Annotated in this window: 14 protein-coding genes and 2 other annotated features (1 of these 16 cut by a window edge); all 14 genes read left to right on the top strand. The window is 34.6% G+C overall.

The genetic code is table 11. The features are described from left to right. The first annotated feature begins 26 nt into the window (after nt 1-26). The 14 genes from ACZDYH_RS13465 (at nt 27) to ACZDYH_RS13400 (ending at nt 15,908) form a co-directional block, all read left to right on the top strand. Nucleotides 27-674, top strand: coding sequence for an HD domain-containing protein (locus ACZDYH_RS13465; protein ID WP_000165965.1), 648 nt, complete (start codon nt 27-29; stop codon nt 672-674). After that, nucleotides 671-2,566 (top strand): ABC-F family ATP-binding cassette domain-containing protein, encoded by a 1,896-nt coding sequence (locus tag ACZDYH_RS13460; protein ID WP_000783169.1) that lies wholly within the window; start codon nt 671-673, stop codon nt 2,564-2,566. Before ACZDYH_RS13465 ends, ACZDYH_RS13460 begins: the two co-directional genes overlap by 4 nt. Before the next feature lie 75 nt (nt 2,567-2,641). Next, nucleotides 2,642-3,373 carry a Bax inhibitor-1/YccA family protein gene (locus ACZDYH_RS13455; RefSeq protein WP_001260655.1) on the top strand — a complete coding sequence of 244 codons (732 nt, stop codon included), beginning with the start codon at nt 2,642-2,644 and terminating at the stop codon, nt 3,371-3,373. Between the two features lie 105 nt (nt 3,374-3,478). Further along, complete coding sequence (locus ACZDYH_RS13450; protein ID WP_000975137.1) at nt 3,479-3,733, top strand: DUF4318 domain-containing protein; 255 nt, start codon at nt 3,479-3,481, stop codon at nt 3,731-3,733. A gap of 161 nt (nt 3,734-3,894) precedes the next feature. After that, entirely contained in the window at nt 3,895-4,230 is a 336-nt protein-coding gene (locus ACZDYH_RS13445) for a single-stranded DNA-binding protein (protein WP_000982019.1), read from the top strand. A 544-nt stretch (nt 4,231-4,774) separates the two neighbouring features. After that, nucleotides 4,775-5,902, top strand: coding sequence for a conserved virulence factor C family protein (locus ACZDYH_RS13440; RefSeq protein ID WP_000692566.1), 1,128 nt, complete (start codon nt 4,775-4,777; stop codon nt 5,900-5,902). Between the two features lie 3 nt (nt 5,903-5,905). Continuing rightward, nucleotides 5,906-6,289, top strand: a complete 384-nt coding sequence (locus tag ACZDYH_RS13435; protein WP_000634884.1) for a thiol-disulfide oxidoreductase DCC family protein — start codon at nt 5,906-5,908, stop codon at nt 6,287-6,289. Nucleotides 6,290-6,372: 83 nt separating this feature from the next. Further along, on the top strand, nt 6,373-6,807 hold the full coding sequence (locus ACZDYH_RS13430; RefSeq protein WP_000063706.1) for a BrxA/BrxB family bacilliredoxin: 435 nt from the start codon (nt 6,373-6,375) through the stop codon (nt 6,805-6,807). Between the two features lie 49 nt (nt 6,808-6,856). Next, nucleotides 6,857-7,633, top strand: coding sequence for a class I SAM-dependent methyltransferase (locus ACZDYH_RS13425; protein ID WP_000637459.1), 777 nt, complete (start codon nt 6,857-6,859; stop codon nt 7,631-7,633). 40 nt (nt 7,634-7,673) lie between these two features. Beyond that, nucleotides 7,674-7,888: a binding site (T-box leader), on the top strand. A gap of 45 nt (nt 7,889-7,933) precedes the next feature. Continuing rightward, nucleotides 7,934-9,622, top strand: a complete 1,689-nt coding sequence (gene argS, locus ACZDYH_RS13420; RefSeq protein ID WP_000384910.1) for an arginine--tRNA ligase — start codon at nt 7,934-7,936, stop codon at nt 9,620-9,622. 112 nt (nt 9,623-9,734) lie between these two features. Continuing rightward, nucleotides 9,735-10,064 carry a DUF2085 domain-containing protein gene (locus ACZDYH_RS13415; protein ID WP_000621475.1) on the top strand — a complete coding sequence of 110 codons (330 nt, stop codon included), beginning with the start codon at nt 9,735-9,737 and terminating at the stop codon, nt 10,062-10,064. 29 nt (nt 10,065-10,093) lie between these two features. Then, nucleotides 10,094-10,312, top strand: coding sequence for a hypothetical protein (locus tag ACZDYH_RS13410; protein WP_000498601.1), 219 nt, complete (start codon nt 10,094-10,096; stop codon nt 10,310-10,312). A gap of 137 nt (nt 10,313-10,449) precedes the next feature. Continuing rightward, a complete protein-coding gene (locus ACZDYH_RS13405) occupies nt 10,450-11,328 on the top strand; it encodes a class I SAM-dependent methyltransferase (RefSeq protein WP_142384855.1) in 879 nt (292 codons plus the stop codon). 377 nt (nt 11,329-11,705) lie between these two features. Further along, nucleotides 11,706-15,908 (top strand): bacteriocin-processing peptidase family protein, encoded by a 4,203-nt coding sequence (locus ACZDYH_RS13400; RefSeq protein WP_290102395.1) that lies wholly within the window; start codon nt 11,706-11,708, stop codon nt 15,906-15,908. A gap of 92 nt (nt 15,909-16,000) precedes the next feature. Further along, nucleotides 16,001-16,240, top strand: a binding site (T-box leader) (it continues 1 nt past the right edge of the window).

Raw genomic sequence — 16,240 nt, 5'->3', positions numbered from 1 at the left:
ACAATAAGTAACTGGGTGAAGATAAAATGACAAAACAAGAAAAAATTCAAAAAACAATTACTTTTGTAAAACATATTTTAGAAAAAGATGCGAGTGGGCATGATTGGTATCATATTGAACGTGTACATAAAATGGCGATTTCTTTATCTGAGCAAGAAGGTGGAAATCGTTTTATAATTGAAATGGCAGCATTACTTCACGATGTGGCAGATGAAAAGCTAAATGAAAGTGAAGAAGCAGGAATGAAAAAAGTTTCTGATTGGTTAGAAGAGCTACGTGTTGAAGAAGAGGAAAGTAAACATATTCTTCATATCATCGCCAATATGTCTTATAAAGGTGGCCATGGCGGCACAGTAGAGTCACTTGAAGGGAAAATTGTTCAAGATGCGGATCGTTTAGATGCTCTTGGTGCAATAGGAATTGCTCGTACATTTGCATATGGCGGGGCGAAAGGGAGATTAATGTATGACCCAACTATTCCGCCGCGTGAAGAAATGACGAAAGAAGAGTATAGAAAAAATAATGATCCATCTTTAAATCATTTTTATGAAAAACTTTTGAAATTAAAAGATTTAATGAATACGAATGCAGCAAAACAAGAGGCTGAAATTCGTCATCTTTATATGGAACAGTTTATTGAACAATTTATGAAAGAGTGGAATGCACAAATATGAAAATGTTAACTGTGGAGAACTTATCAAAATCATATGGAGAAAAGCCGTTATTTGATGGATTATCATGTAGTATTACAGAAGGACAACGTGTCGGAATTATTGGTGTAAACGGAACTGGTAAATCGACATTATTAAAAATTATTGCGGGATTAGAAACTCCTGATACAGGTGATATGACGCATTCACGTGGGTATACAATTAGTTATTTATCACAGCAACCAGAGTTTGATGAAAAACTGACAGTATTAGAGCAAGTGTTCCATGGCGATACACCTTTAATTCGTCTTCTTCGTGATTATGAAAAAGCACTATTAAATATTGAAAAAGATCCAAGTAATGAAAAAGTACAGGAACAATTATTTGCAGTGCAGCAACGTATGGATGCAATGAGTGCATGGGAAGCAAATGCAAATGCGAAATCTCTTTTAACGAAATTAGGAATTACGGACTTCACTGCAATTGTTGGGAATTTATCTGGTGGACAGAAAAAACGTATCGCAATGGCACAATGTTTTATTGAAACACCGGATTTATTAATTTTAGACGAGCCTACGAACCATCTTGACCACGAGACAGTTGAATGGTTAGAAGAATATTTAGCGAGATATACAGGTTCGGTATTACTTGTAACCCATGATCGTTATTTCTTAGATCGTGTGACGAATCGTATTTTTGAATTAGATAATGGTAAACTATATAGCTACGAAGGAAACTATAGTACATTTTTAGAAGCGAAAGCACTTCGTGAAGAGCAAGAATTGGCACAAGAATCGAAACGCCAAAATTTATATCGTCGTGAACTTGCTTGGATTCGTCGTGGTGCAAAAGCCCGTTCTACGAAACAAAAGGCGCGTATTCAGCGTTTTGATGAGCTAAAGGCACAAGAAGGACCAGCTGCAAAACAGTCAGTTGATATTGCACTAAGCGGAAGTCGTCTAGGAAAGAAAGTACTTGAGTTAAAAGATGTAACGAAAAAATTTGGCGATAAGACGGTATTACATAATTTTAATCATATTGTGAAACCGGGTGATCGTATCGGAATTATTGGGGCGAATGGAAGCGGGAAATCTTCCCTATTAAATATGCTTGCAGGTAAGTTATCTCCTGATAGTGGTGAAGTGGAAGTAGGACAAACTGTAAAAGTTGCTTATTATACGCAAGAAAATGAAGAGATGAATTTAAATCAGCGTATGATTGAATACATTAAAGAGATTGCAGAAGTTATTCATACGACAGATGGAAAAGTAATTGGTGCATCTCAAATGTTAGAACGTTTCTTATTCCCGACTCATTCACATGGTACACCGCTTGGTAAACTATCTGGTGGTGAAAGAAGACGTTTATATTTATTACGTATTTTAATGGGAGAACCAAACGTACTTTTACTTGATGAACCTACGAATGATCTAGATACACAAACATTAACAGTACTAGAAGATTATTTAGAAGATTTCCCAGGTGTCGTTTTAACTGTATCGCATGACCGTTACTTCTTAGATAAAGTAGTAGATGAACTGTTCATCTTTACTGGCGGAGGCGAAGTGCGTGAGTTTCTAGGTAGTTATACAGATTATTTAGAAATGGAAAAAACGAGAGAACTTATGGAGAAAGCGGAAGTTCAAAAAGAGAAAAAAGTTGTAGAAGAAGCGCCAAAACAACAACGTAAACGTAAACTTTCATACAATGAACAGCGTGAATGGGAAACGATTGAAGATACAATTGCCGAACTTGAAGAGAAAATTGAGTCAATTGGAGAAGAACTTGCGAAAGTTGGATCTGACTTCACAAAGGCACAAGAATTATCTGAAGCACAGCAGAAAACAGAAGAAGAGCTAGAAAAAAAGATGGAAAGATGGAGTGAACTATCAGACATCGTTGAAGGATTAAAATAAAAACAAGCTGCATATATTGAAAAGTAAAGAGAAAAACTTTACACTATTGGTAGAACCTATTTTAGGAGGGAAAAAATGAGAACATCTAATCCAATGTTGAAAAAAGAGGCATTCCGTAAAGAGGGAGCAAGTGCTTCTGCGATGACGATTGGCGGAACAGTAGGCAAAACGTTCATTATGCTTATCTTGCTACTTGCAACGTCTGTCTATTCATACATACAGATGATGCAGGGGACGATGAAGATGCCAGTATTAATTGGTGCTTTAATCGTTGCGGCAATCATCGCATTTGCGTCTATGTTCTTCCCACGTATTTCACCTTTTGGTGCACCAATCTATGCAGCGGTAGAAGGGGTTGTGTTAGGAAGTATTTCAGCAGTGTATACAATGAAATTTGGCGATTCTATCGTTTTAAATGCTGTATTACTAACAATCTCAATTCTATTTGCAATGTTAGTGTTATATGCAACACGCGTAGTAAAAGTAACGGATAAATTCCGTACAGGCGTGATGGCAGCAACACTTGGAATTATGGTTATGTATTTAGTCGTATTCCTACTAAATATGTTTGGTGTAACTGTTCCATACATTCACCAAGGTGGTACAATCGGTATTATTATTAGTGCAGTTGTTATTGTAGTTGCTGCATTAAACTTATTACTAGATTTCGATTTAATCGAAAATGGTGTACGTAGTCAAGCTCCGAAATATATGGAGTGGTATACTGCGATGGGACTAATGCTTACATTAGTATGGTTATACTTAGAAATTCTTCGTTTCGTTTCTTACTTTACGAAAAATGACTAATAAAAAAATCCTGCATGAAAAATGCAGGATTTTTTTATTTTCAAAGATATATTGAATGTATGGTATAATATGGATGATAGCAACTTGAAGTGAAGGAGATGGAATATGATGAAAGAGAAGAAGGGGATTATGAAAAAACTATTTTCTAAAAGTTTTTTCATAGAACTAGATGAAGCTTTAACGTATCCATCATCAAAAGTTATTACTTCAGCGATTGAAGGATATGCAGCTGAATGCAATGAAAGACTAAAATTTGAGAGTAAAGTTAAACCGATTACTTTCTACTTAGAAAATGCAATGTACCGTGCTGAAATAAAGATGGCTCGCGGAGGATATTACATATCTTGTACTGAAGTGTAATAAATTTTGAAACCATACATGTTTGAACTATGTATGGTTTCTTTTTTTGTTTTGTAAGGTCTAAAATAATACTTTTTATTTACGGATATATCATTTTGTGCTTTTTACCATTCAAACATTTCTCCTTACAATGAAGAAAAACATGTGAGGTGGTATAACTTATGATGAATCGAGTTGTATTAATCGGTAGATTGACAAAGGAGCCAGAATTATACTACACAAAACAAGGCGTCGCTTATGCACGAATATGTGTTGCGGTGAATAGAGGATTTCGAAATAGTTTAGGTGAACAACAAGTCGATTTTATTAATTGTGTCGTTTGGCGCAAATCGGCTGAGAATGTAACTGAATATTGTAAAAAGGGATCACTCGTTGGGATTACAGGGCGTATTCAGACTAGTAATTACGATAATGAACAAGGCAAGAGAATATATAGAACTGAAGTTGTGATTGAGAGTATTACCTTTTTGGAGAGAAGGCGGGAGGGGGCATCGTAATAAAAGGTGATTTGAAGTAATAGCTTCGGAAAAAATTGTGGAAAGTATTTTAATAAACTTAAAGAGGGGATACCGCCAGCTTTTTTGAAAAAACAAGTAAAGAGTATACAAAATTTTATAACGTTTTTTGGCTAATCCAGTAACAAACGAGAACCGTAAAACCCATCACAGGATAGGAATGTATAAAAAGATGAATCGAGTGATAGAAAATAAAAAAGGGATTCCTTCTGAGAGTAAGGAATCCTCCTTTTTGTTGCTACCGATAACGAAAATTATGTAAATAAGCTATCCATATGGATAGCTTAATATATTTTTTTGCTTAGCGTTTTTTTTTTTATACTGGTGGTACCTCAAGAAATGGATAAAAAATAAAAATCATCGGAAACGAAAGCTTTTAAAATCCCGTTCCTAATTTAAAATGTAAAAAGAATGAAATAGTATGGTAGCGGGAAGAAAGTAGTAAAATTAAGCATCCCAGTAGGAGTATAGAGTGATAACATGTTACAATACAGCTAAGAACACGCAATAAAGGAGAGTTTTTTACGTGAAGATTAAAGCAATTGAACCGACGCCAAGTCCAAATACAATGAAAGTTATTTTGAATGAAGTATTACCATCAGGAGCACGTAATAATTATACAAATGAAAATAAAGAACAAGCACCAATGCAAGTGCAAGAAATTTTGAAAATTGAAGGCATTAAAGGTGTATATCATGTAGCCGACTTTTTAGCAGTGGAGCGAAATGCGAAGTATGACTGGAAAGTTTTATTACAACAAGTTCGTGCTGTTTTCGGCGAAGAAGTATTGGAAGAAAGTGAAGAACAACAACTGTCTCATTTTGGAGAAGTGAAAGTGTTTGTTCAAATGTTTTTTACAATTCCAATGCAAGTAAAGTTAACAGATGGAACATCGGAAGAACGTGTTGGCTTACCAGATCGTTTTAAAGAATCAATTATGAAAGTGCAAATGTCTGCACCAAACGTTGTAAAAGAGCGTAAATGGGTAGAACAAAGTACACGTTACGGTAATTTTGAAGAAATTGGGAAAGAAGTAGTGGAAGAGATTGTTGCTGCTTATTCAGAAGAACGTGTAAATGAAACGGTTAAAGAATTATTAAATCAAGCAGGTGCTGTTGAAGTAACGATTCAAAAGCGTGAGCCATATAAAGTAACAGAAGAGATGATGAAAGATTCTGACTGGAAAAATCGTTTTGCAGCATTAGAACAAATGGATCCTACTGAAGAAGATATTCCAGTGTTGAAGATGGCGTTAGATGATGAAAAAGTTTCAATACGCCGTTTAGCAACAGCTTATTTAGGTATGGTAAAAGGTGATGAAGTATTACCGTTATTATATAAAGCTTTGTTAGATCGCTCTGTAAGTGTTCGCCGTACTGCAGGAGATTGTTTATCAGATGTAGGTGATCCGGCAGCGATGTTCGTTATGATTAAATCTCTGAAAGATCCAAGTAAATTAGTACGCTGGCGTGCAGCGATGTTCTTATTTGAACTTGGAGATGAAAGTGCGATTCCAGCATTAAAAGCAGCGCAAGATGATCCAGAGTTTGAAGTAGCCATGCAAGCACGTCTAGCATTAGAGCGTATTGAAGGCGGAGAAGAAGCAAAAGGTTCTGTATGGAAACAAATGACGGAGTCTCGTAAAGGGGAATAATGTATGATTGTTTTCTATGATAGTTGGTGTCCGATGTGTACGGCCGTTGCAGAACGTACGAAAAAATTAGATAAAAAGGGTAAGATGAAATTTGTTTCATTTCGAAATGAAGATGTAGTTGAGAAGTATGAGCTTTCTCAAGAACTACAAAGTAAGATGGAACAAAGACTGTATATTTTTAAAAATAATAAGTGGTATGACGGTATTCAGAGCATAGATGTATTAGCAAAGGCCGTTCCATCTTATTGGTTTGCAGTTCCTTTTATAAAGCTATCTATCGTACTTGGTTTTGGAAGTAAAGTATACGATTATATCGCTAATAATAGAAAACTTGTTCCAGTGGGACATTGCCGCGGTGGGGTTTGTGAAATCCCTACAAAAAAATGAAATCATCGTTATCTTTCTTTTGCACCTATTAATAGAGCGTGATATGATGAATTTGGAATGAAAGTTGAAGGAGAGATTACAAGATGTCAAATGCTTATGAAGAATACATGCGCCAAATGGTAATCCCAATGCGCCAAGAGTTAGTGCGTTCTGGGTTTGAAGAGTTAACTACAGAAGAAGCTGTAACAGAATTTATGGAAAATACATCAGGTACAACTTTAGTAGTTGTAAACTCTGTTTGTGGTTGTGCAGCTGGTTTAGCACGTCCATCAGCAGGTCAAGCGGTTGTTCGTGCTGAAAAACAACCTGATCATCTTGTAACTGTATTCGCAGGTCAAGATAAAGATGCTACTGCAAAAATGCGTGAATACTTCGGAGAAATTCCTCCATCTTCACCATCTATGGCATTATTAAAAGGAAAAGAAGTTGTTCACTTTATTCACCGTCATGAAATTGAAGGTGCAACTATGGACGAAATTATTACGAACTTAGAACAAGCTTTCGAAAAGAATTGCTAAAGAAGGGGGAGAGTAAATCTCCCTCTTTTCTTTATATAGAGGTGAAACAATGATCGTAACAACAGCAGGAAGAACGAACAAAGAAATGACAGATTATGCAAACGAGGTAGCAGCAGAATTAAATGCTTCTTTCGTTAAACGTAATGACATACCGGTACATAAGCTACATGAGCAGTATGAACAAGATGTGCTTGTCGTAGGGAAGAACCGATTAGCTATTTATCCAAAAGGTACGGAAGAATCGTTTTTCTTTCATCCGAACTCAGCGATGTTTCGTGTGAAAAGGTTAATGCGTGGAGAACACGATCCGTTTGTACAAGCCACGCAATTAGAGAGAGGAATGACAGTGTTAGATTGTACGCTCGGGATGGCATCAGATAGTATTGTAGCTAGTTATGTTGTTGGGGAAAGCGGAAAAGTAACAGGACTTGAAGGCAATGAGTATATGGCTTATATTATGGAAAATGGTTTGAAAACATGGTCTTCATCTGTTTCTGAAATTGATGAAGCAATGCAAAGAATCCAAGTAAAGCAAACGGAGCATTTTTCATTTTTAGCGCAATGTGAAGACAATAGTTACGATGTCGTTTACCTTGATCCGATGTTTGAAGAAACTGTCATAGAATCCGATGGAATTAAAGGATTAAAACACTTCGCTTTGTATCATGATATTACTGACGAAACAATTGCGGAGGCAAAACGAGTGGCGAGAAAACGTGTCGTTTTAAAAGATCATTTTCGTAGTTCTAGATTTGAAAAACACAATTTTTATGTATACAAAAGAAAAAGTGCTAAGTTTCACTTTGGTGTAATTGACCCTTGCTAATTGTTTGAAAAGATGTATAATAAGCAATAATTAATTAAATATACTGTCTGTGATGAAGAGAGTAGTCTTTTTTAGAAGGAAAGCGAGCTAGGGATGGTGTGAGCCTAGTACGGAAGAAAAAGATGAAGCGCACTTCGGAGATGCTTCTTGAACGAATAGTAGAGAAAGCCGAGGCCCCCTGTCCTCGTTATAAACGGGAAAGTGGTTCGTAACGAACAACAAGGGTGGTACCACGGGTTAAAACTCGTCTCTTTTTTAGAGACGAGTTTTTTGTGTTTTAAAAAATAAGGAGGTTGTATCATGGATTATAAAATGCAGTTTGCGGAAAGTTTATCTAATATTTTCACGAATGAATTAACGCAAAAACAAATTTTAGATTTAATTGAAACACCGAAACAAGATGAATTTGGAGATGCAGCGTTCCCATGCTTTTCATTAGCGAAGCAATATAAAAAAGCACCAGCTCTTATCGCAAAGGAAGTTGCTGAGAAATTCAATGATCCGTTTTTTACGAAAGTAGAAGCCGTTGGTCCTTATGTAAATGTATTTTTCAATCGTGAAACTGTAAGTGATGCAGTATTAAAAACAGTTTTAGCGGAGAAAGAAGAGTTCGGTCAAAACCACTTTGGCTGTGAAAAAACAGTAGTAATTGATTATTCCTCTCCTAATATCGCGAAACCTTTTTCGATGGGGCATTTACGTTCTACAATGATAGGAAATTCGCTGAAACATATCGCTGAAAAATGTGGCTATGAAGTTGTAGGGATTAATTATATAGGAGATTGGGGAACACAGTTTGGAAAGTTAATTACGGCTTATAAAAAATGGGGAAATGAAGCAGTAGTTAAAGAAGATCCAATACGTGAGCTATTTAAGTTATATGTCCAATTCCATGAAGAGGTAAAAGACGACGAAGAACTAGAAGAAGAAGGACGTGCTTGGTTTAAGAAACTAGAAGAAGGTGATGAAGAAGCGGTAGAACTTTGGAATTGGTTTCGTCATGAGTCCCTTAAAGAATTTTCTCGCATTTATGAACTTCTCGGCGTAGAATTTACTAATTTTCAGGGAGAAGCATTTTATAATAATTTAATGGAAGATTTTATTGGGATTTTAGAAGAACATGAGTTGCTTGAACAATCAGAAGGTGCATTAGTCGTTAATTTAGAAGAAGAAGGAATGCCGCCTTGTTTAATTAGAAAATCAGATGGTGCGACGATTTATGCAACGCGTGACTTAACGGCAGCTTTATATCGTCAAAACACTTATGGGTTTGATAAAGCGCTATATGTTGTTGGTCCAGAACAAAGCTTACATTTCAATCAATTTTTCACCGTATTAAAAAAACTTGGCTATACTTGGGTTGATGGTATGGAACACGTACCGTTTGGCTTCATTTTAAAAGATGGTAAGAAAATGTCGACACGTAAAGGAAGAGTTATTTTACTTGAAGAAGTACTCGAAGAAGCAATCGAACTTGCAAAACAAAATATTGAAGAGAAAAATCCAAACTTAAAACAGAAAGAAGAAGTAGCAAAGCAAGTCGGTGTTGGTGCAGTCATCTTCCACGATTTAAAAAATGAGCGTATGCATAATATCGAATTCTCATTAGAAAATATGCTGAAATTTGAAGGAGAAACAGGACCTTACGTACAGTACACACATGCACGTGCTTGTTCTATTTTAAGAAAAGAAAGTGTAGAATTTGAAACATGTACATTTGCTTTAAAAGACGATCATAGCTGGAGTGTCGTAAAATTACTAAATAAATTCCCGCAAATAATTGAAGCAGCTTTCAATAAAAATGAGCCATCGATTATTTCGAAATATATATTAGATGTAGCACAATCATTCAATAAATATTACGGTAATGTTCGTATATTAGAAGAGAGCAAAGAAAAAGACAGCAGACTCGCATTGGTTTATGCTGTGACGGTTGTATTAAAAGAAGGATTACGTTTACTTGGGGTGGAGGCACCTGAGGAAATGTAACATAGTAGTAAACTGACAAACTGGGTCTAGTATAAACCTGGTTTGTTTTTTTATTGGATATATATTTTTTTTGCAAAATCAATTAAAATCTTTTTAGAGAGGGTGATTCATATTGATTCGAACTTTTATTTTACAAATTCCTTGTCATAGAAGATTAGATAGGAGTTTTTTTAAACTACAAAAGTACATACCTTTATGTGCGCGTTGTACAGGCATGCTTATTGGTATTTTAATGTTTCCAATTTATTTTTATATGACACCTTCATTTCTTTTGGCAATCATACTATCATTTTTCGCTCAAATTCCGTTACTTATCGATGGGTTCACCCAAAAGTGGAAATGGAGAAGTAGCTCAAATTTGCTAAGAATAACTACTGGTGTATTAAGCGGTAATGGTATGGGATTATTCATTTCCTCTAGTGTTATATGGATATTATCTTAAGATATATAGTAATGGAGGTATTTACATAGATGTTCTGGATTTACTTAATTCTAATTTTTATTTCAGGCGGAAGTGGAATTGGTTTTATGATTCAAAATAAGTATACAGAAGCAATAATAGCTTTTGTTATTTGTATACTATTGTTTGGGCTACTGTATTATTATCTTAAAAGAAACAAAAGAAAGAGAAAAGCAGATTGTGACGATTTAGACTGTACGGATTGTTTTGATTGTGATTGTACTTGTTAAATTTTTCTTCCAAATAAAAAGCTAGTGTATTATTAAAAATACACTAGCTTTTTTGCTTTGAAATTTTAAGAAAAGTGTAGGAATACGGCTATTATATAGAGAACTTTAGTTTTGTATATAAAAGGAGGCGTTAGATGTTGGAAACGTATAATTGGAACAATAAACTAACATATTTAAAAAACACGAGAGATTTATATTACAACGACGATTATGTAAGCTTTTTAGTAAATACAGTTTGGAAGATTACTAAGCCTGTACATATCGTTGATTACGGTTGTGGATATGGTTATTTAGGATTAGTATTAATGCCATTACTCCCAGAAGGTTCAAAGTATACAGGTATTGATAGTGGAGAAACATTATTAGCTGAAGCCAGAGAGTTGTTTCGTTTACTTCCGTATGATTCAGAATTTCTTGAAGGAGATGCTACAGAAATTGAACTGAACGATAAATACGATATAGCAATCTGTCATGCTTTCTTATTACATATGACTACTCCAGAAACAATGCTAGAAAAAATGATACATTCAGTTAAAAAGGGTGGAAAAATAATCTGTTTTGAACCACATTGGATTTCTAATATGGCTTCTTATTTACTAGATGGGGAGAAACAATCGGAATTTATTCAGCTAGGTGTTTTGCAGAAATTATTTGAAAGTGATACGCAAAGAAATGGTAAAGATGGCAATATAGGCATGAAAATACCGATATATTTAAGTGAATTAGGTGTGAAAAATATTGAATGTAGAGTAAGCGATAAAGTGAACTTTTTAGATTCAAATATGCATCACAATGATAAAAACGATTTGTATCAATCATTAAAAGAAGAGGGGATTGCAGGTGATCCGGGTGATAAGCAACAATTTGTAGAACGTTTAATAGCCAGAGGATTAACATATGATAATGCGCTAGCTCAATATGAAGCTGAACTACGATTTTTTAACATATTTCATGTGTATTCTTCTTTTGTATACGCTCCCAATATGAAAATTACATTTGGTGACATAGTTTGTTAAAAGGTATGATGTATAAGGATTGTCGTTTAATGTCGATAAGTCGATATTCGACATATAATCGCTGATAAATGTTAAGAATCGGTCGATATAATTTGAAAATCGCCGATAAAATGAAAGAATCGCTGATATATTTGAATTATGGCCGATATAATTTTATGTACTAATTTCAGCTTCTACAAGATAAAAACCGCATGTTACGTTATTCCATATAATTAAACAAAATACGGAGAAAAACAATCGTTTTTACTATATTTTGTTATAAATTTGAATAATATTAATTAATACCATCCATTTTAAGAGATTTTAGTTGAATACATACTATATGGTGTGTAAAATCTAAGCAAGTAGCAGTTTAAATATAAATTCGAGGTGAATGCATGCTAGATTTTAAGCAATTAGAAACTTGTTTAAAAGACAAGAGATTTGTAGATGGATTACAGGAAATAAATAATGAAATTGCATATATAAAAGAAACGAATACTTTATCCTATGTGAAGAATTGGCTTGCCAATATTCCTTCGCATAAGGAGTTCGATATATTAATTCGCCTTACTGATGAAGGGCTTATGCACCAATACAGTTCATTCCTCATTCGTTACGCTTATAAAAAATTCCCAAATATGAGAACGCTCTCTTTATATTGTGATGAGTTAATTGATGAGCGGAAAATTCTTGAAGCAGAGCAGTTGTTAAAATCTTCTTTAGAAGAGTTAAGTAAAGAAGAAATAGATGCAGATTTTTTAGCGAAAACATATTTTACGTTAGTACGATGTCTTTTAGAAATGAAACGAAACGAAGAAGCGTTAATGTATATGCAAAAAGCAGAGGAGTACAGTGCGCGCGCAGTGTTTGATAAATGGGGCTACGTTTATATGCATACAGGTGAATGGGAGAAAGCGGAAGAACAATTTATTGCTGGCATGCAGCATGAAGATTGTGAAGAGTTATCTACCTATTTATTATCACAATTGTATGCGAATAAAGGAGAACAAAAACGCGCGATACAGTTAATCGATGATGCGATTGTAAAATTCCCACAAGTACCATATTTTCATTTTGAGAAGATAAAGTATTTATTAGATTTAGAGCAATATGAAGAGATGTTAGCGGTAATAGATAATATAAATACTCAGCTGCCATATCATGCCTATAATACTTACTTTGTACATTTACGTGCAGAAGCGCTGTACAAAATGAATAAATTTGCAGATTTACAAAAACTATTAAAAGAAGAAAAGAGTTTAAAAGAATCTTTATATCATAATTTAGAAAAAAATCCGGATGGAAAAAAGGTTCACTTGCCGATAGTTCCTATTGTACAAAAGGATAATTATTGTGTTCCGACAAGCTTAGAGATGATGTTGCGTATATGGGGAGAGAAACGTACACAAGATGAAATAGCAGAGTTTATTTTTGATATGACAGGATCGAAGTTTTCAGATACTGTTTCTTATTTAGAAGAATTAGGTTATGAATATCGTTATTTTAAAGGGAATGAAGAGAATTATAAGAGACTGATTGACGAAGGAATTCCTGTTTTATTAAGTATAGATATTGAGCATGCTTCACACGTACAAGTTCTATCTGGATATGATGATACATTGCAAGCTTTCTATGTTCAAGATCCAAACTTTATAGAACCAGTTCTTGTGGAATATAGTAAATTACAAGAAAAATATCGTTATACAGGCTGTTTAGCAATCACGTTTGTTCCGAAAGAAAAGAAGGAGCAACTAGCGTTTCTAAGTGAGGAAGAAAATCGTTACTTTAAATCTATTTTTTCTCTTACGGATCATTTAGATGAACATGACAAAGAGGGAATTAGTAACTTAGTACAATTTTTAAAAGAAACGAGTGATAATCCAAATACGTGGTTATATACGATAAAGCACTTAGATGTTGAAGTAGATAAAGAATTTATTTTATATTGTATCGATAAGTTAATGGAAAAGTTTCCGAACTCGGACTTTGTTAAATTGCATGGTGCACAGTGTTTTATTCGTCTTCAGGAAGTAGAGAAAGCGGAGCAAATGCTGACAAGCGTTGAGAAGAAAAATAATCGTGCTTTATATCATTTAATAAACGGAAGATATGCGTTTGAACAGGAAAGTTATCTAGAAGCGATTTCAAGCTTTCGTTTATCGTTACAATTAGACGCAGATCAGCCTATTGCTTGGAGTTTTCTCGCTTTATCCTATATGTATATTGATCAATCTGAAAAAGCATTGCAATACTCTCAAGTTGCGTTAGAGCGTAGTCCTGAAAGGTTCACTTTAACAAATCACGGTTTAATATTAATAGATTTAGAAAGATATGAAGAAGCATATGAAATCTTTAATGACTTGTTAAAAGAGTACAAATATGAAGCGCATGTATGGTATGAACGAGCGAGATGTGCACATCAACTAGGGAAATTATATTTAGCAATAAAAGGGCTTAAAGTAGCAATTCATTTGGATAGTAATGCACCTTACATTTATACGAAACTTTCGGAAATATACGAATCTGATTTGAAGGATGAGGAAAGTGCGAAAGAAATTTTATTAAACGGTATTGAGAATTGTGATGATAAAGCACCTCTTTACGTAAAATTAGGTGATTATCATTTTCAAAATGATAGCTTGGAAGAAGCAGAAGTATTGTATAAGCGTGCTTTAGAAGAAAATGATGAGGATGTTTATTCTCACTTCGGACTTACACAAGTTTATATGGCAAGAGAACAATATAAGGAAGCAAAAGAATATATACTTGGTCTTGAGAAGCAAATTGAAAAGAGCCAAGATTTCCTCATGAATGCAGGAATGGTTTTATGGGATGCTGAAATTGAACTTGGTGGAAATGAAGAAGGGTTTAAAGTAGCACTATCTAAGTTAGAAAAGGGTATAAAGAAAAGTGATTATAATGTAGCAAGTGCGTTAGATGAATATGTGAATCGAATTAAAGGAACGGAATTTGTACAACGAGGTATAGCATTTTTAAGAACGTTACACAAAGAAAGAAATGAAGTAAGTGAGTACGGTTGTTATGCAGGTATTTTATATGAATCTATTGGACAGTACGGCCAAGCGATGAAAAGATATAATAAGGCGATAGAACAAATGGAAACGGCATTACCGTATTACCGAATTGGTGAAACACTTATGGCATTAGGGCAATTGACGGAAGCAAAACAAGCGTATGAAACATGTTTAGAGCTTGATGGGAATTTCGTAGGTGTACATTTACAGCTTGCGGAAATATACGAAAAAGAAGAAAACCGTTCTAAAGAACAAAGTCATATGGTTCAGGCGATGAAAGAAGAGCCGTTGCATATTAATATGGAATATTTAGCACAGCTTTCAGTAGATATGAATCTTCAGGAAGAATTGCTGACTGAACTAGAACAATTAGCGGACGAAGTACCTGAAATATGGCGTTTAGATGCGATTGCATATGTGTACGGAGCGATGAATGAAATAGATAAAGAACAAGCACAGGTTGAATACGCACTACAATTAGATGGTGAGCATATAGAAGTTCTATATCATTATGCAAAAGTATTAGTGAAAAAAAGAAATGTAAAAGCAATTGAAGTTGCAATGAAAGTAATACAAAAAGATTTTGATAATGAACGTATATTTGATGTTTATGTAAAAGCAGTAGAGCAACATAAAAAATTGTCTAACATACGAGATTTTCTTCATACGTTAAAGGTGAAAAAAGCAGAAAGGAGTACAGCATTCATGTATGCTGCAGCTGCGGTTACGGAAATATGGATTGAACGCCAGCTGCATGAACAGCCAAAACGATCTATCATTACGAGAGCTTTTTATCGTATGAAAAATCGTGCGAAAGAAATTTCAATGGTTACTATGATAATTGATTTATATGAAATCTCTTTAAAGTTAAATCCGAAAAATAGTATGGCAGCACAGCGATTTGCGCTATTTTATGAGAATGTAGAGATGGATAAAGAAGCAATAGAGATTCTGCACACGTCACTAGAAAATAAATGGGATTATGACGTAGCGAAGCAACTTGTAAATCTTTTCGTTGAGTGCGAGGAAGAAGATATGTTAAGAGATGCTTTGGAATTAACGAAACAAATGGTTCGAGAACTACCAGATGATTATGATACTCTTCTTCTGCAAGCACAAGTATTCTTTAAAGCAGGGGAAGAAAGAAAAGCAGAAAAGATTATCTTACAATTAACAGAGCAAACACCGTTTGTAAGTAGAGCATTTCTTGCTTTAGGAGAAATATATCAAAGTCAAGAAAGGTTTGAAGAGGCAATTCATGTATTAGAAAATGCTTCTATACATCATCCAAATGAAACAGCAATTCTTCTTTCTTTAGCATCTTCATATCATGGTGCCGGCCAAACGATACAGGCAGAAAAAATAACAAATGAAGTATTAATAATTGACGCGAGTGATTTGTTAGCAAGATATGATCGTGCTTGTTATTTAGCGCAGTTAAATAGAAATGAAGAGGCGAAGGAAGAGCTTGAATTTGTCCTTCGTGAGGATGAATCGGGATTCTTTGCTGAACTTATTGAGGATGATGAAAATTTAGCAGCATTGCGAGAATTTGAAAAGTAATTGTATAAGAATAGGGAAAAAAGATAAGGATATATTTTGAATTAGTTGACAATTAGTTGCTAAATGGCATAAAATAACTTTTAACAAAGTATACAAATCTGAAGACGAGAAAGAGTAAAATAGTGAGCTGTTCTCCAGAGAGCCGGTATATTGCTGAAAGCCGGTGTGCAGACGTTATTTGAAAATCATCTCCGAGGAGCCGAGGCTGAAAGTAAGTAAGCCCGGACGGATGTCTACCGTTACAAAGAACACGTATGATAGTACGTTGCTAAGTGCTATTAGTGAAAATGCTAATAGAATTAGGGTGGTATCGCGGGTAAACCCGTCCCTAC

The sequence above is a fragment of the Bacillus sp. EB V-12 genome (assembly GCF_056158125.1).
The sequence above is the reverse complement of the archived record's forward strand: the minus strand, read 5'-3'. Positions and strand labels throughout refer to the sequence as shown.